Below are 18,638 nucleotides of genomic sequence, written 5' to 3'. Positions count from 1 at the left end.
AATAAAAGCGAAGAGATTTTTCTCTTCGCTTTCCTGTTTACGCAAAATAATTGTTTTTTTTGATATGAAGAAACTAATATCCTGGATTTTGTGAGAAGTCTTTCGATGCATCAAGCGTTGCCTGAGGAATCGGGAAAATTCTTCTGTAAGGTTGGGAAGCCGGTTTTGCAGTTCCCGGAAGATCAAACTTTTTGAATCTGATCATCGCTTTTCTTCTGTACATTTCCCAGTACAATTCAAATCCGGATTCTCTGAATAATGCATTTGCATCCAGAGAAGCAAGCGCAACACCGGGAGCATTGCCTTTTAAAGCATCATTCGTTCTGCTTGTTCTTAATTTATTTACATCCGTTAAAGCTGCACTTACATTTCCGCTTCTGAAATATGCTTCCGCCCTCATCATGTAAATTGTTCCCAGTCTGTACAAAGGAACATCCATTCCACTGGTTCCGTTGTTTCCGTAGCCCGGGTCGAATTCGAACTTGAAGTTTCTGACTCCTCTGTTGATCTGAGCCTGTGTAAATACTGCTTCCGAAGGATTATCGAAATTTAGTTCAGGAGTGAAATCTGCTGCAAGTGTTGTATTTTTTTCTGTGAATAATTTATACACTTTAATTCTTCCGTCTGCAGTCATATCAAAATTTCCGTTGGCAAGAATTTTAGGACCGTATTGCTGGCCAACCTGCAATCCTCTGTTGAAATGGAACCAAGGTTTTCCTGTGCCCTCCACTTTACTAGTTGACGGTACACTTACATCTGTTCCGTCATTTCTGAACCATGTTCCGTCTTCATACTGATATGTTCTTTGGAAACGGGGATCATCATGATTTCCGTTCCATGAATAATAGAATTCCGGAGTGACACAATTGGCATTTGTACCTCTGTTGTCCGGAGAAGGTTTCTGAATTCTTTCCATAGACATATACGCCAAATCGTTATCTGAACCTTTATCGGAGCTCGCAATTTTCTTCTGAACAATCGTAAAGATCATTTCCTTACTTGTATCGTTATTGATATCAAAATTGTGGAAATAATTAGATTCTAAATTGAAGTTTGGATTATTAATCAATAAATTAGAATATTCAATTACTTTATCCATATCTGTTCCTCCTCCATTTACAGCCTGTTCTAAAAAGTTGAAATCACTTGCCGTTTTATTCTTCAAGACAGCTCTGTTCAGGTACATATCTGCCAAAAATGCATAGGCAGCCTGTTTTGTAAATCTTCCCGCATGGGTGTTCTGAGTCTTAATATCAGCCAGATTCGGGATAAGCCCTTCCACTTCTTTGATAAGATCATCAATTGTAGTTTCAGCTTTTCTAATTTGTATCGGAGCATTAATATTAGATGGATCTCTGTAAGGAGCCTGCCCGAAAAGGTCGATTGTTGTGTATGTGTAATAGGCTAATAAACCTTTTGCTTCGGCTAAAAATAGAGCTTTATTGTTGATGTTGCTTTTCTCAATACTTGCGATAGCATTTAAAGATCTTGTAATTCCAAAATTCAGCTGATTCCACGTTGTTTTTACGACATCACTATTAGAATCCCACGTAAATTCGTGCATTGCTCTCCATTTTCCACCATCTCCCCAGTCGCTTCCTCTTGTTGGCAGGATCGCTTCGTCGGTAGAATATTCCTGCAAAGCAAAAACACTTCCATGATCTACAAAAGTTCCTTCACCAAGTTGGCTGTAAGCCGCAGCCAATGCACCTTCCGGATCTCCCGTTTCGGATCCCAGTACCTCATCGATTACTTTTTCATCCAGATTTGTACATCCGACTAAAGCCAGTACAGCAAAGGATAAAACGATTTTATTAATAATTAAAAATTTAGATTTCATGATTTCTTTTAACTTAAATTAAAATTTAACAGTTGCTCCCAAAATGAAAGTTTTCGCAGACGGATACGTCGTATAATCAATTCCCAAAGACTGGTTTCCTCCCACCTGTTTGTTGGTATCAACAAGCGGATCGTAACCCGTATAGCTGGTAATGGTGAATAAATTCTGTGCACTTACATAAAGATTGATGCTTCTCAGGAATTTCAATTGATTGATATCGAAAGTATATCCTAATCTTACATTATTCAGACGAAGAAAATCAGATTTTTCAAGATATAAAGAAGATAACTGTGGCTGATTTGTAAAGCTTGCCCCAGAATCATAGAAGTTTTTCAAAACGTTTCTGTCTGACGCTAAGTTGTTGATATTTAAATCCAATGCCGTATTGTTAACCAAATACCCTCCCGTTTGTCCGATGAAAGAGAATGAGAAATCAAACTTTTTGTATTTCATGTAAGAATTGATCCCGAAAGTGAAGTTGGGAATAGCACCTTCAAAAATCTTTCTGTCATTCTGATCGATTTTTCCGTCTCCGTTCAGATCTTCATAGATGTATTTTCCGTTGGCATCAACTCCCAAATAATTGTACATATAAAAAGATCCGGCTTCATAACCGTTTCTGTAAATATTCGCCGTAACTCCGGAAAGCCCCGGTCCTGAAACTTCTCCCGAATAAATTGCGGAAACAGGAAGATCTTTCACCACGTTGTTTACGGTTGCTCCGTTTACATCAAAATTCCAGGTGAAATTTTCATTTTTAATAATTTCTGAACCTAAAGAGAATTCAAAACCTTTATTTATAATCTTCGCATCAACATTTCTCCAAACTGTACTTGTAGGGCTTAGAGGGGTTGAAGGAATATTCAAGATCGGATCTTTTGTTGTCTTGTGATAATATTCCAATGATCCGTACAATTTGTTTTTAAATAAACTAAAATCTGCTCCAATATTGGTTTGCTCCACAACTTCCCATTTCAGATCAGGATTTACGGTTCTGTTGATCGAAACTCCGTTGATCAGGTTCAAATTATCATATAAATAATATCCCGCAGCCTGCGTCAATGAAGAACTTGCCTGCGTAATTTTGTTCGGAACTTCCTGATTACCTGTTTGTCCCCAGCTTCCTCTTAATTTTAATTCATTAACGAATTGAGAGTCTTTCAGGAAATTTTCATTAGAAATTGTCCAGCCCACTGCAACAGAAGGGAAATATCCGTATTTGTTGTTCTTTCCAAAACGTGTGGAACCGTCCGCTCTTAATGAAGCTGTTAATAAATATTTTTTATCAAAGTTGTAATTGACTCTTCCGAAATACGACTGTAATTCATTTTCCTGAGCATAGCCAGCTCCCGGAACAAATGCCGTTCCTGAATATCCCGGGTTAAGTTCCGGAGCAACTGCACCTTGAGCTGCGATATCTTTTAACCCAAAATAAGTTCCCGTAGATTTGAATTTCTGGTAGGAAAAACCTCCTAATACATTGAAATTATGTCTGTTTAAATTAAAATCATACGTTAAATAATGTTCCAAAAGCACATTATAAGAATCCAGATTTGCCTGAACATACATTCCTTTTGGCGTCCTGTCGGTAACGTTCGGATACATCGTTGTATTCCTTTCCGACATTGTTTTATCGATCCCTAAATTGAATTTATAATTTAGTCCCGGTAAGATTCTCAAAGTAGCTTCTGTATTCCCTAATACTCTGAAGGTATTGGTTTTATCATTATAAACACTCAATAAATACAAGGGATTGTAGTGAGCATTCATGTTGAAATTGGTATAATTTCCATTTTCATCATACACAGAACGTGTAGGATTCGCCATCAAAGCGTGGATGATTACCTGTCCGTCAGATCCTGCGTTTCCACCATTCGGAATTCCTGTTTCTTTGATGTCACTCGCCGTAAGATTTAGTTTAACCTTTAATCTTTTATTATCAAAGAAGGATTCTTCTGCATTTAAACGGGCTGTCGTTCTTTTAAAACCACTGTTCAGCACAATTCCGTCCTGATCCATGTGGGAGATCGATGCAAAATAATTTCCGGTATCTGTAGATTTTGAGAATGAAACCGAGTGGTTTGATGACACTGCACTTCTGTAAATTTCATCCTGCCAGTCTGTATTTCCACCGTGGTCGTAAGCTTTATTTATTCCCGCTGATCTGTATTCATCAGCCGTTAATAAATCTAATTTTTTAATCACAGAAGAAAAACCTAAGTATGTATCATACGTAAACATCGGCTCTCCTTTCTTTCCTCTTTTTGTCGTCACCAAAACTACCCCGTTTGAACCTCTCGCACCATAGATGGCAGCTGCGGAAGCATCTTTTAATACAGTGATTGATTCGATGTCACTCGTATTTAAAAAGTTTAATGGGTTTTTTGCTGATGTATTTCCTAAACCAACATTCGGAGATTGAGCGCTGACAGCATCATTGCTCAAAGGAACACCGTCTACAACGAATAACGGAGTACTTCCGCTTCTGATCGACCCGATTCCTCTGATGGATACATTCACACCCGCTCCCGGTTCACCGCTTGACTGAACAATGCGGACACCGGCGATTTTCCCCTGCATCAGATTATCAACAGAGATATTCATCCCTTCTTTGAAATTTTCTGCCTTCAATTGGCTTACCGCTCCCGTTAAATCAGATTTTTTCTGAGATCCGTAACCTACTAAAGTAACCTCCTCAATAGAAGTTGCATCTTTTTTAGCCTTTAATTTTACAGAAATAGAAGTGCTTGAAATTTTCACCAGCTGCGTCGCATATCCGTCATAAGAAATGGACAATGTCTGACCCATACTGGCAGAAATACTGAAATTCCCCAAAGCATCGCTGGTAGCGGTTTCTCCAGTTTCTACAACCGTGATTTTCGCTCCCTCAACAGAAGCTCCCTCCTGATCCTGAACTACACCCGTGATCGTTTCGTTCACTTGTGAAAATACAGGATGGCTCGTTGTAAGACCTTCAGCATGAACCTGGTTTGCCACCAAGAATATTAATGCTATAGGAATTAGCTTTTTAAACTTAAAAAAATTAATTTTGTGGTACATATCATTAAGTAAAGTAATTGCAAGACGTTACATTGCTTAATAAAAAGCCGCTGTTGTTGCCGCAACAGTGGTTTTATTTTAAGCCCATCGTTAGTTTTTATTTCGGCATACAAAGTAAAAGGATCTACCACAAAATCATTTTAACAGAGTATTATCTTAAAATCAACAAAATATAAATATCCCAAAATGAGAAAATATTAACCCTCTAATTACCAACTGTTTAAAAAATTGATTTTTTAACACTTCACACAATCTTAAAAAACACTTAACATAATATGTAAACTGTCTGATAAGAAGACTCCTTAATTTCGTCGTTACAAAAATTGATATAATGAAAAAGGCAGTTCTACTCGGTTTATATTTATCTTCATTAAACCTTTTCTGGTCGCAGTCACAAAATCTGAATGATTTAAAAATTAATGAAATCCAGGTGATCGGTTCGCATAACTCTTATAAAAAGGCGATTCTTCCGGAAGTTTACAGCTATTTATCCAAAAAAGATTCTTTGAATTTTCTTCCGAGGATTCAATATGAACACATTCCGATACCTCAACAGCTGGATTTGGGATTAAGAAACCTTGAAATAGATGTGTATGCAGACAGCAAAGGCGGGAAATATGCCCATCCTAAAATTTTAGATCTGGTAAAAACAACCCAGCCTTTCGATCCGGAAGGGAAAATGAAAAAGCCGGGATATAAAATGATTCATATCACAGATATTGATTATCAAACTTGGTATTATACGCTGGAAGACTGCCTGAAAGACCTGAAAAAATGGTCTGATGCACATCCCGATCACGATCCGGTTTTCATCACTCTTGAACCGAAAGACGGAAAAGCCAACCGATTCGGGACAGAACCGGAACATTATACTTCAAAACTTTTTGATGATCTCGATAATGAGCTGAAAAAATATTTAGGTAAAAATAAAATCATCACGCCGGATGACATTCGCGGTTCTTACAAAACATTGAATGAAGCGGTTTTAAACAAAAACTGGCCGAAAGTGAAAGATGCCAAAGGAAAATTCCTGTTTGTACTCGATAACAACAGTGAAAACAGAGATTTGTATATGAAAGATCATTCATCTTTAAAAGGAAGAATGATTTTCACAAATTCAACACCGGGAACACCTGAATCTGCAGTTTTATTCATGAATGATCCAAGTCCGAAAATCACCGAATTGGTGAAACAGGGCTACATTATCAGAACCAGAGCCGACGCAGATACGATGGAAGCGAGAAAGGAAGACTACTCAAGATTTGAAAAAGCGAAGGAAAGCGGAGCGCAGGTCATTACAACGGATTATTATCAGCCGAGCAAGCTTTTTAAGTCAAACTATAAAATTAGTTTTGATAACAATACTTACGAAAGAAAAAATCCTGTAAACGGAAAATAGAACATTTTTTACGATTAGATTTATAAGAGAAGGCTGTCAGAATTGATAGTCTTTTCTGTTTTACTTTCCCACAGATCTCGCAGATTTGCACAGATGTTTACCTTTTTTTGTGTTATTTGTGAAAATATCTGTGATATTCGTGTTTAAAAATCTGCGTAATCCGCCAAATCTGCGAGAAAAAAACTATAGTCTCTTTATTGAATGTCTTTTCAAATCTATTTCAAAATGATCTGCCGGATCGCCGTTTGAGAGCAGCGAAAGAATTTTGAAAACATATTTTAATTTGATGATAAACGGATCCTTTGATTGATTTTCATCAAATATTTTTTCCAGTATTTGGTATTGCTGCAGCCTTTCTTTGGGGATGTCTCTTTTGGCCAATTCATCTGCAGACTGGAATTTATATACATCCAAAAGCAGGTCTTCAAAAGTCCAGATTTTAAAATTATCTGAATTGATTCCTTTTTGTTTCAGCTGATTTTCATTTTGAATTAATAGCAACAAATCCTTGCCAGTCAAGGCTTTTGCTTCTTCAACGAAACTTTTCGGCCAATCGTCGGGAATCATTCTTAATCGAACCAATTCCTTCAAGTGAAACAGCATGAAATCATGATACGTCTTTGATTTTAAAATATCTTTATTCCAAAGAATTTTATTTTGATCTTTTTTTAAGGCTTCATATTCTTTTTCATACAAAGAAAATAATTCATCAAAATTCGGAACATCATTTAAAACTTCCGTCTGAACTTCCATCTTATTGGGAGACTTTATCGTTAAAACTTTATATGCTGGAAGATATGCCGCCAATGATGGAACCTGAACATTCAACAGCATTTTATCACCAAATTTCCGGATTCCTGTGTCGTTGATGTGCATATGTCCGGCAAAATGAATCTGTAATCCGGCTTCAGCAAAGGCTTTTGCTACTTCCTCTTCGGGAACTCTTTCCATCTGCCATTTTTTTTCGCCTAATACATTTTTAATTTCTTGTGTGGCTCCATCATTGAAATCGATCATCGGATAATGGGTAAAGGCGATGATTGTTTTTCCGTTAATCTTTGCTTCCTGTGTAATTTTTTTCACCCATTCGATCAGGTGTTTTTTATTTGTCAGGACATTATTGTATCCAATGCTTGCTCCTTTATAATTTGAAGCATTATTTGGATTTTCATTTATATTTTTTGGAATGTATGTATTTCCGTCGATGGCGATCATCCAAACACCTTTTACCGGCTCTACTACATAACTCAGATCTGGAACTGAAAACCCTTTCACAACTTCATACATTCTCCTGGAATAATCGGCATTTTGCAAGGCTTTTTCGTAGGAATAATTTTTAAAAGAATTTGAATCAAAAGGCGTGCTCCAAAACAGATTTTCTTTTTTCGGATAAAACCCGAAGTCTTTTAATTCATCTAAAATTTCGAGATAGCCCGATTCTGCAATGTCTTTAGTGATGATTTTATTTTTGATTTTCCCGATATTTTCTTTGCTGTAAATTCCCAATGGATTCCCGTCCTGTCCGAGAAAATCATCTTTTCCGGCATCCTGTCGGAACGGACCAACCGGATCGTGATTTCCTGTCGTGAGATAAAAATCGATTCCATACTTTTTGTGATATTTTTCTAAAATTTTGTGCAATCCGCGAAGATTATACGCTTGTCCGTCATCCGAAAAATCGCCGGGCATGGCAACAATTTTGATTCCTTTGGCAGCGATATCATCCAATGCTTTGAGGAAGGCAAAATAATTTTCATTAAAAATTCTGGTGGAATGCAATTGAGAATCCATCGTTCTCAGAATCGTTGGTTTTCCGGTTTTGGGATTGATAATTCCTTTAAAATCATTATCCGAAAAGCTTCCATACAAATCCTGAAAATGCACATCCGAAAGAAATGCAATTTGCACCGGTTTTTGAGCCGAAAACAGCGAGAAAATAAGCAGTAAAAATGAGAATATTCCTTTATTCATCTTAAAAAAGAACGAAATTAAAGGAATATTAGGTGAATCGTTTTAATTGAATTTTAAATTATTGTGAAGAAGTTTATTCTTCAATTTGTAGGGAGTCTGTGTTTGATCCTGCATGATGATTCAGAATTGTTTCCGAAACGTCTTTTAATGTTTTACCATTTTCAGGATGCTCCCCGGGACTCGTAAAGAACTCTACATTATTATTACTCTTATCATACCAAACCTTTCCCATCGCATTATCTGTCGTTAATGTATCTTCTCGAGTAATTCTTCTTAAGTATCTAAATGTATTTGGATTCATAGGAACTATTTCTATTTGAGGGCCAAGATCACTGCTGTCTGTTGCGATATATCTTTCGCCATTCCAATACATATATTTTTTATCTACATCAGGCTTAACATTTGACATGAAACCTAAGTTAAATGATGTATCTCCTTTTTTCTTCCCGTTTGAAAAAATAACACCTCCCGTGACAAGGAGTAAAACAAAAACCATTTCCATAATACCCAAACCATTTTTCTTAACAAAGTCTGGCATCGTAAAAATGGGCTTATTAGTAATGTTTATAACAATTTTAGATAAAGTTTGGGTAACGGCATATTCTATAGTTTTCCAATCCATACAGAAATTTCGGAAATTCTCATATCCTAAATAAATACTTAAATCATCAAGGATAGCCGCTTTAATATTATAATCACCATCGTTTTCTACAATAGTTTTATAATACGTTTCAAAAGACCTATAACTTAGATTAATTTTAAAATCATCCAACAAATCTCTTTCCAATGACTTTAAAATCCCACTAAATGATGTTTCAGTCGTCTCATTCGAGGCTTTTTGAAAAACCTCCTCAAGTAACTTTCTTTTCTGTGGTAAAAATTTTGACATATTCAACGGTTATTAGTGCGAAAATTATGACGTTTTACATCAATAGCATTACGGTTTTCCGTAACATCTCACTGAAAAAACTTTCCAAAAACTTTCCAAAAACTTTCTAACCCTTGCCTGCTTTTCCGTTGCATCTTTGCCATAGAAATCAGTGAGAAACAAAACATTACAAAAACAAATTTACAAAACTGATTTCAAAAATCGCCAGATAAAACGGAAGAAAACTCCGGGTTGGGAAGCAGATGTTTCTCTTCTGTTTTTGATGGTTCACTTCCCAAAAAATTTAAGAAGCGCTTCGAAATTTTTAAACGTGTACAGCTCGCGATAAATACTTCGTGAGAGGAAGAAAAACAATTTCAACTTCAAAATTTTTTAAAAATGTTAGACTTAATATTGATGCTAATCGCACTAGCATTCGGGAATAATAATGCAAATACATCATGTAACAACGATAATAACGGACAGGTAACAACTCAATTGGCAGATCCGGGAGGCAGTACCGATCCGGGGACGGGAACTGGTGAAGACGGTGGACCAGTAGGAGGAAATACGGGACAAACTCCCCCTCCTTTTACAAATCCGTAAAAACAATAAGGGCAGATTGCATAAATCTGCTCTTTTTTATTATTTTGCATTCAAAACTATCCACCATGAAAAATTTATTACTAATAATTTTATTAGTTCTTATAAATTCTTGTAATAAAGAAAATAAGACTAAATATTCTAGGCCTTCAACTCTTTCCACTAATCCTTATCTTGAAAGGGCAAAATTGTTTAAGGATAGGAAAATTCCAGATTCTGCTTTCTATTATTTTAATCTAGCTAAAAACGAATTTTTAAAAGATAATGATTCTTTAGGTGCAGGTCGCTCTTTAGTTAATATGGGAATAATACAAACTGAAAATGGAGATTTTTTAGGAGGGATTGAATCTTCTTTAGAAGCAAATAAGTATATTAAACTAAAAAAAGATAGTAATGTACTAAGGACATTAGCCGCAAACTACAATAATTTAGGTATAGCCTCCAACTATTTAAAATATTATGATAAATCTGTTGGATTCTATATTAAAGCAATAAATACGGCTGTTGATAAAGAAAAAAAGTATATCTATTATAATAATATTGGCGACATATTAACTACTCAAGGCAAGTATAAAGAAGCCATACAATATTTAGAAAAAGCAATTCTTTCACAAAACAAGGACGACTATTCTAGAGCATTAAACAATTTAGCTAAAGCTAAATATCTTTATAACAAAAATTATAATCCACTACCCGAATTCAATAAAGCTTTAGAGATAAGAAAAAAAGAAAATATTGGCGACGGATTAAATTCAAGTTTTGAAACTTTATCAACTTATTATTTAGATAAAGATAAAAGCCTTTCTCTAAGTTTTGCAAAAAAAATGTTTCAAGTAGCATCTGTAAATAAAAGTCCTGATGATCAAATTCTAGCCTTACAACGAATTATTTTTCTAGATCCTAAAAATTATTTGCAGTATTTTCAAAAATTTAATTTTATCAATGATAGCCTTCAAACAGCCAGAAATAATGATAAAAACCAATTTGCTTTTTTCCGATATGACTTGGAAGGTGAAAGGGCTAAAGGAGAGAAACTAAAAGCAGATAATGAAATTCAACAAGCAAGAAAAAATTTCATATTAGGTTTTTTGGTTATTCTCTTAATTGTTGGGTTCTTCTGGTACCGCAAAAGACAAATACAACTAAAACAAGAAAAAGAACTCGAAGTCAAAAACACCCAGCTTAAAATATCCAAGAAAGTGCATGATGTAGTGGCTAATGGACTGTATCATATGATGATTGATGTTCAAAATAATCCTGAAATGGATAAAACAAGAATTCTTAACGATATTGAGAAAATGTATGAAGAATCCAGAGATATTTCTCATGAAAATATTGTAGAGGAAGATTTTGCGATGCGCTTTATCAATATGATTATGTCTTATTCTTCCGATCAGCAAAAAGTTTTACCGGTAGGATACAAAGAAAGTATCTGGGAAAATATTTCGTATAACACCCAGCTTGAGCTTTACTATATCTTAAGGGAGATTCTTGTGAACATGAAAAAACACAGTCAGGCAAAATTAGCTTCCGTAAGATTTGAAAAGGACAATGACAATTTAAAAATAAGATATACAGACAATGGTGTAGGAATTAATGATTCAGACCTGCACAAAGGAACAGGGATTCGTAATACGGAAAACCGTATTGAAAGCATTGGAGGAGATATTATTTTTGAAAAAAATCCTAAAGGTGGATTAATTATTCAAATAACCATACCAATACAATCGAAATATGTTTAAAAAAGTCCTGATAGCCGAAGATCACGAAGTCAGAAATTTAGGCGTCGTGAATACCCTTGCCGAATTACAGATTCAGAATTTTGATTTTGTGAATTATTGTGATGATGCATTGCAAAAAATAAAAACCGCAGCTACGAACAACGTTTCTTATGACTTGTTAATTACAGACCTTTCCTTTGATAAAGATCATATAGATCAGAAAATCAATTCCGGACAAAAATTAATTGAAGAGGCTAAAAAAATTCAGCCGAATTTGAAAGTTATCGCCTTCTCCATAGAAAAGAAACCCAAAATAATTAATGATCTTTTTAAAACCCACAATATCAATGGGTTTGTAAGCAAAGGTAGAAATGACGGTAAAGATCTCAGAAATACTATCAGAAAGGTTTTTTCTGGTGAAGTCGTCATTCCACAAGAGATTTTAAATTCTATCCGGAACAATTCTTTTGAGTTTACAGAATATGATGTCACTCTTATTGAACTCCTTGCCAAAGGGTGGAAACAAAGTGAAATTGAAAAGTTCTTCAAAGAAAATAAAATAACTCCGGATAGCAGAAGTGCCATAGAAAAAAGATTAAATGATCTTCGTTTTGAACTCGGCGCCAAAAATAATATTGAGCTGATTGTCATATGTAAAGACATTGGTATTATATAATTTTCTATTCATAAAAACTAATAGCCTTCCAGCATTTCTGGGAGGTTTTTTTATTAAATAATCCTATTTACGGTTTTCCGTAAGGATTGGTTTTTAAAGGTTTATACTTTTGGAGTGTAAAATAAAAAACAATTTATTATGAACGTAAAGCACACACCAACAAACATTGTCCATAAAGGACAAAAAGGAGGAATGACAGGCTGTGGTACCAACACGAATACCCTTCCTGACCATTGGGTAAATACCAATGATAAGATAACATGTGATAAAAATGGATGTAAAAATTAAGAACTATGGGAAAATTTTTTATTAGTAAAAGATCAAATGGTGAATATCAGTTCGTTTTGAAAGCTGATAACCACGAACCTATCCTTACAGGTGAGGGTTACCAAACCAAAGCTGGCTGTAAAAATGGAATCGAATCAGTAAAAATGAACGCTCCTTTTGACCAGCGTTATGATCGGAGAGTTGCAACAAACGGACAATATTATTTCAATTTAAAGGCTAGTAATGGAGAAATAATCGGAACAAGTGAAATGTATACAACATCTTCTGCAAGAGAAGTCGGTATCGAATCTGTAAAGAGAAACGCTCCAAATGCACCGGTAATAGATTTAACTGGAGAATAACAATCATTAATAAGCTATTATTATGGAAACTCAAATTCAAAACGAAACAACATTCTATCAGGATGCTTCCGTTACTGTTACACAGTCCAGATTTGTTACTCAATCAAAAACTTATGCTATGAGAAATATTTCTTCTGTTTATGTTTTTGAAATCGAAAAAAGCAGGGTCTTACCCATTCTTATGATTCTTTTGGGAATTCCCTTCATCTTTTTTAAAGATGTTTTTTTAATCGGATTAATACTTATTTGTTTAGGACTAATCATCATCTTTTCCATTAAAAACGAATTTGCAGTAAGAATAAGCACAAACGCAGGAGAAGCAAACAGTATTGTCTCAAAAAATAGAGATTACATTCAAAAAATTGTAAAAGCTTTAAATGAGGCTATAATCCATCGAGGATAAACTTTTCAACATTAAAATAAATCACCATGAAAAAACTACTATTTACAAGCCTGCTAAGTTTAGGGCTATTATTACCTGCTACTATTTCAGCAACAACGAACAGTACAACTTCTACCACAGAATTTTCAACAAAAAAACCAAAGAAAGCCAAAGGTAAGAAGCACAGAAAAAGTAAAAGGAGTAAAGCAAAAAGTTCAAGATCATATTCAAGAAGTAAGGGATGTACTTATAATGGACATGAATTAATTGTCGGGCCGAGAGGCGGATGCTATTACTATTCCGGAAACAGCAAGGAATACGTAGACAGATCATACTGTTCAGGATGTAACTAATATAAAAGCCCGACTAAAAACAATAACCATGAAATACCTTATCATAATCGCAGCCCTTTTGTGTTTTATCGGAATTTTTGACCTCCCACAGAGATTTTATCTGTTGTTGAGAATTATCGTTTCCCTGATCGCTTTAATCATTATTTTTAATGAATTCAGGAGCAGAAACTTTTGGTTTTTGGCCTTCATTCTCATCTTTATTTTATTCAATCCGTTCTTTCCGATTTATCTTTATTTGAAACCGTTCTGGATTGTGATAGATATTATTGTCGGGCTTTTGTTTTCTTATTATTTCTACACATTATTTCCTAAAAAAACGGTAAAAGAGCCCGAAACCATCGATATTAAACATCAGGAAATCCCTAAAACCAGAGACAGAATAATTAAATAAAAAACTATGGAAACAATACAAATCCCTGAAAATCTGAAAGCTCATTTTTTAAGGCTTTATCAAATGGCAATCTGCGACGACGACTTTAGCCCATTAGAATTAAAAATGCTTTATAAAACAGCTGAAGAAAGAGGAATTTCTCCTAAAAATCTGGATGAGATTCTTTTAAACCCCATTAACTCAAAATCATTGGTCCCGGAGACCATTGATGAAAAAGTAGAATCGCTTTTCGATCTTACCGTAATGATCTGGGCAGATGGAGTGGTCTCAGAAAATGAATATTCTGCATTGAAAAAATATGTCGCCATGTTCGGCTTTTTGGAAGAAAACGTACAAGAAATTGCCGATTATTTTATCGAAGCGGTAAAACAGGGAAAAACTAAAAATGATATTCTTAATGATCTAAAAAACTAACCCAACTATGAATGTCATGACCAATAATATTAAAAATTTATTCCGATTAAAACCGGTTCCAATTGAGAGTCCGAAAGATGATATTGTAAAATTCGATGTCGATGCCAACAGCGAAACCAGCGAAGAAAACAGAAAAAGATCTTATCATGAAAATGGTTACCGTGACAGTTCCAGAAACAATGGGAATCATACGGCTTTGTCTATCTGTCTTGATGCTATTTATTCTAAATTTCAAAATGAAGAAAAAGAGCTCGTCGATAAACAAAATAAGCTGAAAGAGCCTTACCTCAACGAACAGAAAAATAAAGAAACCGAGATCAAAGGCCTTTCTGTATCTTTAGACAACAAAGAAGATCACCTGAAAAATATCGGCCAGGATATAGAATCTGTTCAGGATAAAATTGAAAAAATAAAATTTGAGATTAATGACCTTCCCAGAAACCCCGAAATTTATAATGTTAAAGCCACAAAAGGCGCTTCCACAAAATTTTGGATTGGTTTAATTATCCTGATCCCGATCAGCTTATATCTTTTTACCTTTTATATTTCGACTTCTTACTCTGCATTTTTTAAAAGTTTTGATACGAACGGAAATATCATTCAGAATGTTCTGGATGCGCAGGCTTTCAACAAAGCATGGGACGAAGGCCCATTGGAAGGAGCTTTTGTAACATTGATTCCTTTTGTTTTCCTTGGATTAGGGTATTTGATCCACATGTTTGGTGAAAATAAAAGTTTTGTTAATTATTCTAAAGTTGCATTACTTTTTATAATAACATTCGTCTTCGATGCTATTTTGGCTTACGAAATTGAATCTAAATTATATGAATTAAACAAAACCTTCAACTCTCCCCCTTTCGATCTTTCCATCGCTTTCACAAAAAATCAGTTTTGGGGAATTATTTTCGCCGGGTTTATTGTCTACATTATCTGGGGACTCGTTTTCGATTTTGTAATGAAAGAGCATAAAGAAAAAGATAAGATCAAGCATGAGCAAACGAAAAGGCAGAAAGATATCCTTGTATATCAGGAAAAAATCGGAGACTTTGAAAAACAAAAAGAAGAAGTACGCAATACTATCGGAAGCATCAAAGAACTGATCGCCAAAGCAAAAGGCAGGATTGAAGAGCTTCAGAATATCATCGACGGAACCATAATCCCAACCAAAGATTACAAGTTATACGCTTCGGAATACATGCAGGGCTGGATTACATTCATTAGTGAAAAACTAGCCGTTTCGCATCCCGTAAAACAAGATATGATTGAAGAATGTAAGAAGCAATATATGTACAATCTTAATAAGGTCGGAGCCAATTCCGATAGTCAGAATACCGTTTATATGTCTGTTTTATAAAAACTTTATTATGAAAAAAATATTTTATTTTTTAATTGCTTCTGTACTTTTCATTCAGTGTAGTAAGGCCAAGGAACAGGGTAAAGGTGTTTCAGCTCCGATCAGTAATACAAGTAATTTAAAGAACTTAAACGTAAGTGTTCTAATAGATCTTTCAGATAGAATCGATCCCGAAAAAAATCCGAATCCCACAATGGAATATTTCCAAAGAGATATTGAATATATCAAATCTATCGATAAAGGATTTTTAGATCATATTAAAGGTAAAAGAGTTATCCAGCTCAACGATCAGATGCAGGTTTTCTTCAATCCTGAACCTTCCGATCCGAAAATGAATGATCTCACCAAAGAACTGAAAATCTCTTTTGACAAAAACACAACAAAAGATAATATTGACCTGGTTGATAAAAAATATTCGGCTTTGCCTTCGCAGATTTACGAGTCGGCAATTAAGGACAAACAATATGTTGGTTCTGATATTTGGGAGTTTTTTAAGAATAAAGTTCAGGATTACTGCATAAAGGATGATCACCGGAATATTCTCTTTATTCTGACAGACGGATATATTTTTCACAAAGACTCTAAGTTTTCTGAGGGAAAAAAAACATCTTATCTCACACCGGAATTGGTAAGATCATTAAAGCTGAACACTTCAAATTTTAAAACAAAAATTCAGGATAAAGAATTGGGTTTTATCAAGGCTAATGATGATCTTGATAATCTTGAGGTGATTGTCTTAGGAATCAATCCTGCGAAGGGCAACCCTTTTGAAGGCGATGTCATCAAAGAATACTGGGAAAACTGGTTCAAAGAAATGAAAATCAAAAAATACCAGATCAAGTCCGCTGATCTTCCTTCCAATATTGAACCTATTATTTTAAAAGCTATTTCAGGAAAATAAAAAAACACTCCATATATTTTAACTATCAAAAAAAGCGGGGAAAAATTCCTCGCTTTTCTTTATTTTCTAACCATCTCCGTATGCGGAATGTCATCTTCCAAATATTTTTTGCCCGTATCTTCAAACCCAAATTCACTGTAGAATTTCAGCAAGTAATCTTGTGCAGAAATCCGGATTTCCGAAGTATGAAAACGGTTTTCTATGGTTTCAACGGCATATTTCATCAGTTGTCTTCCGATATTTTTTCCTCTTGCAGCTTCAGTTGTTAAAACTCTTCCTAAAGAAGCTTCATCATATTTAATTCCTTTATCGAAAACCCTACAATTCGCTAAAATTTTCCCATCTTCTTCCGCCCAGATATGAATGGCTTTCTGATCATAATTATCCAGATCCGGATAAGGACAGTTTTGCTCAATCACAAAAACATCGATTCTTGCTTTTAAAACAGCATACAATTCGGGAACGGTAAACTCATCGAAAGTTTTAATTTTCCAGATAATATTACTCATCAAAGTGCACGTTATTTTGTATTAAAAAATCATTGGTTTTCTGAATAAAAGCCAGGATTTCATCACCCCCCTCTTTCTTTTCAGCAGAGGTCACGTACAATTCCGGAAGATCTTCCCAGGTTTTGTGAAGCTCCATTTTGTAATCTTCTACATTTTTAATGACAACATTAGGCTTCAGTTTATCAGCCTTCGTAAACACAATGGAAAAAGGTACTCCGCTTTCCCCACACCACTGGATAAATTCAAGATCAATTTTCTGCGGTGTATGTCGCGAATCTACCAAAACAAAAAGATTTACCAGATTTCTTCTGTTCAGAATATAGTTGGTAATCAGCTTTTCAAAATCCTTTCTGATAGATTTGGAAACTTTTGCATAGCCATAGCCCGGCAAATCGGTCAGATACCACTGTTCATTGACTAAAAAATGATTAATAAGCTGTGTTTTTCCCGGTGTCTGGGACGTTTTAGCCAAATCCTTATGATTCATCATTGCATTAATTAATGATGATTTTCCAACATTAGACCTTCCGATAAAAGCATATTCCGGAATTGTAGGTTCGGGGCAATCCTGCCATTTTCCGCTGCTCTTTACAAACGTTGCTGTTTTAATAACCATTTTTTTAGAATATTTTTAGAAAAACAAACCATTAAGAAAAGCTCTTAATGGTTGAATTTATTTTGTTTTTAAACTTTATTTTTTAACCAGCTGTAGAGAATTTCGTTGAATTCATCCGGCTTTTCCATCATCGCAGCATGCCCGCATTTATCAATCCAGAAAAGATCCGAATTCGGGATAAATTTGTGCATATCTTCCGCCACTTCAGGAGGGGTTACATTATCCTGTTTTCCCCAGATCAGACACGTTGGTGTCAGAATTTTAGGCAGATCATTCAGCATATTGTGTTTGATCGCGCTTCTTGCCAGCATTACCGTTTTAATGCCTTTCATCCTGTCATTCACCACGCTGAAAACTTCATCCACCAAATCTTCGGTTGCAATACTTGGATCGTAGAAAACCTCTTCTGTTTTCTTTCTTATATAGGAACGGTCGTTTTTTCTGGGAAAACTATCCCCAAAAGTTCTTTCGTATAAACCTGAGCTTCCTGTAAGGACAAGATTTTTAATTAAATCCGGTCTTGCCAGTGTTAAGATAAGTCCAATATGACCTCCCATAGAATTTCCCACAATCGTTGCAGGGCCTTCAACATGGGTTTCTATAAACTTGGCGATATATTTTGCAATAGTCGTAAGATTCGTATTGAGTACCGGCAAATCGTAGATTGGCAACTGAGGAACATATACCTTGAATCCTCTGTCTGAAAAAAAATCCACCATCTTATCGAAATTACTCAAACCACCCATTAAACCGTGCAGCAGCACCAATGGATGTCCTTCTCCCGCCTCAACAAAGGTATATTTCTTTTCTTTTTTTGTACTAAATATCATATAATGCCTTAATAAAGCCTTGCAAAAATACAAATTAAACCTCAAAAATATTTTGATTACCCTAATTTAAAATAAAAATAATATACTAGACTGCTTTTTCCTTACTTTTTTAAGAACCTCT

The 18,638-nt window shown here is 35.0% G+C and carries 19 protein-coding genes; 12 read left to right on the top strand and 7 right to left on the bottom strand.

Going from position 1 to position 18,638, the window contains the following annotated elements; translation table 11 throughout:
• Positions 1-73: 73 nt before the first annotated feature.
• Positions 74-1,840 (bottom strand): RagB/SusD family nutrient uptake outer membrane protein, encoded by a 1,767-nt coding sequence (locus tag BMX24_RS15290; RefSeq protein WP_089794207.1) that lies wholly within the window; start codon positions 1,838-1,840, stop codon positions 74-76.
• Positions 1,841-1,858: 18 nt separating this feature from the next.
• Positions 1,859-4,900 carry a SusC/RagA family TonB-linked outer membrane protein gene (locus BMX24_RS15285; protein ID WP_089794205.1) on the bottom strand — a complete coding sequence of 1,014 codons (3,042 nt, stop codon included), beginning with the start codon at positions 4,898-4,900 and terminating at the stop codon, positions 1,859-1,861.
• A gap of 331 nt (positions 4,901-5,231) precedes the next feature.
• Between BMX24_RS15285 and BMX24_RS15280 the strand changes: the two genes are divergently transcribed.
• The gene (locus BMX24_RS15280; RefSeq protein WP_089794203.1) at positions 5,232-6,299 is read left to right on the top strand and encodes a phosphatidylinositol-specific phospholipase C1-like protein; all 1,068 of its coding nucleotides are present in this window, start codon (positions 5,232-5,234) and stop codon (positions 6,297-6,299) included.
• A 183-nt stretch (positions 6,300-6,482) separates the two neighbouring features.
• On the opposite strand, the gene BMX24_RS15275 is transcribed toward BMX24_RS15280, so the two are convergent.
• Together BMX24_RS15275 and BMX24_RS15270 are read right to left on the bottom strand one after the other, a co-directional pair.
• Positions 6,483-8,270: a metallophosphoesterase family protein gene (locus BMX24_RS15275; protein WP_089794201.1), complete on the bottom strand. Its 1,788-nt coding sequence runs from the start codon at positions 8,268-8,270 to the stop codon at positions 6,483-6,485.
• A gap of 73 nt (positions 8,271-8,343) precedes the next feature.
• Complete coding sequence (locus tag BMX24_RS15270; protein ID WP_089794199.1) at positions 8,344-9,159, bottom strand: hypothetical protein; 816 nt, start codon at positions 9,157-9,159, stop codon at positions 8,344-8,346.
• 378 nt (positions 9,160-9,537) lie between these two features.
• On the opposite strand from BMX24_RS15270, the gene BMX24_RS15265 reads away from it, so the two are divergent.
• The 11 genes from BMX24_RS15265 to BMX24_RS15215 all read left to right on the top strand — a co-directional run bounded on the left by BMX24_RS15265 (position 9,538) and on the right by BMX24_RS15215 (position 16,562).
• On the top strand, positions 9,538-9,744 hold the full coding sequence (locus BMX24_RS15265) for a hypothetical protein (protein ID WP_139176858.1): 207 nt from the start codon (positions 9,538-9,540) through the stop codon (positions 9,742-9,744).
• 65 nt (positions 9,745-9,809) lie between these two features.
• Positions 9,810-11,483, top strand: a complete 1,674-nt coding sequence (locus tag BMX24_RS15260; RefSeq protein WP_089794196.1) for a tetratricopeptide repeat-containing sensor histidine kinase — start codon at positions 9,810-9,812, stop codon at positions 11,481-11,483.
• Positions 11,476-12,138, top strand: a complete 663-nt coding sequence (locus BMX24_RS15255; protein ID WP_089794194.1) for a response regulator — start codon at positions 11,476-11,478, stop codon at positions 12,136-12,138. The genes BMX24_RS15260 and BMX24_RS15255 overlap by 8 nt, the downstream gene beginning before the upstream one ends.
• Positions 12,139-12,276: 138 nt before the next feature.
• Entirely contained in the window at positions 12,277-12,426 is a 150-nt protein-coding gene (locus tag BMX24_RS21230) for a hypothetical protein (RefSeq protein ID WP_089794192.1), read from the top strand.
• Between the two features lie 5 nt (positions 12,427-12,431).
• Positions 12,432-12,767, top strand: a complete 336-nt coding sequence (locus BMX24_RS15245; protein WP_089794189.1) for a YegP family protein — start codon at positions 12,432-12,434, stop codon at positions 12,765-12,767.
• Between the two features lie 22 nt (positions 12,768-12,789).
• Positions 12,790-13,170, top strand: a complete 381-nt coding sequence (locus BMX24_RS15240; protein ID WP_089794187.1) for a DUF6232 family protein — start codon at positions 12,790-12,792, stop codon at positions 13,168-13,170.
• Between the two features lie 26 nt (positions 13,171-13,196).
• Complete coding sequence (locus BMX24_RS15235; protein WP_089794185.1) at positions 13,197-13,502, top strand: hypothetical protein; 306 nt, start codon at positions 13,197-13,199, stop codon at positions 13,500-13,502.
• 28 nt (positions 13,503-13,530) lie between these two features.
• The gene (locus BMX24_RS15230) at positions 13,531-13,893 is read left to right on the top strand and encodes a DUF6804 family protein (protein WP_139176856.1); all 363 of its coding nucleotides are present in this window, start codon (positions 13,531-13,533) and stop codon (positions 13,891-13,893) included.
• A gap of 6 nt (positions 13,894-13,899) precedes the next feature.
• Positions 13,900-14,307 carry a tellurite resistance TerB family protein gene (locus tag BMX24_RS15225; RefSeq protein ID WP_089794181.1) on the top strand — a complete coding sequence of 136 codons (408 nt, stop codon included), beginning with the start codon at positions 13,900-13,902 and terminating at the stop codon, positions 14,305-14,307.
• A gap of 16 nt (positions 14,308-14,323) precedes the next feature.
• Positions 14,324-15,661, top strand: coding sequence for a beta-carotene 15,15'-monooxygenase (locus BMX24_RS15220; protein WP_089794179.1), 1,338 nt, complete (start codon positions 14,324-14,326; stop codon positions 15,659-15,661).
• A gap of 10 nt (positions 15,662-15,671) precedes the next feature.
• On the top strand, positions 15,672-16,562 hold the full coding sequence (locus BMX24_RS15215) for a hypothetical protein (protein ID WP_089794177.1): 891 nt from the start codon (positions 15,672-15,674) through the stop codon (positions 16,560-16,562).
• 59 nt (positions 16,563-16,621) lie between these two features.
• Here BMX24_RS15215 and BMX24_RS15210 read toward each other — a convergent pair whose 3' ends face one another.
• The 3 genes from BMX24_RS15210 to BMX24_RS15200 form a co-directional block, all read right to left on the bottom strand.
• Complete coding sequence (locus BMX24_RS15210; RefSeq protein ID WP_089794175.1) at positions 16,622-17,071, bottom strand: GNAT family N-acetyltransferase; 450 nt, start codon at positions 17,069-17,071, stop codon at positions 16,622-16,624.
• The gene (gene yihA / locus BMX24_RS15205) at positions 17,064-17,687 is read right to left on the bottom strand and encodes a ribosome biogenesis GTP-binding protein YihA/YsxC (protein ID WP_089794173.1); all 624 of its coding nucleotides are present in this window, start codon (positions 17,685-17,687) and stop codon (positions 17,064-17,066) included. The genes BMX24_RS15210 and yihA overlap by 8 nt, the downstream gene beginning before the upstream one ends.
• Positions 17,688-17,755: 68 nt before the next feature.
• Entirely contained in the window at positions 17,756-18,517 is a 762-nt protein-coding gene (locus tag BMX24_RS15200; protein ID WP_089794171.1) for an alpha/beta fold hydrolase, read from the bottom strand.
• Between the last annotated feature and the right edge of the window lie 121 nt (positions 18,518-18,638).

This window comes from Chryseobacterium wanjuense, assembly GCF_900111495.1.
GTDB classification, from domain to species: domain Bacteria; phylum Bacteroidota; class Bacteroidia; order Flavobacteriales; family Weeksellaceae; genus Chryseobacterium; species Chryseobacterium wanjuense.
This window is presented reverse-complemented; position numbering and strand designations above follow the sequence as displayed.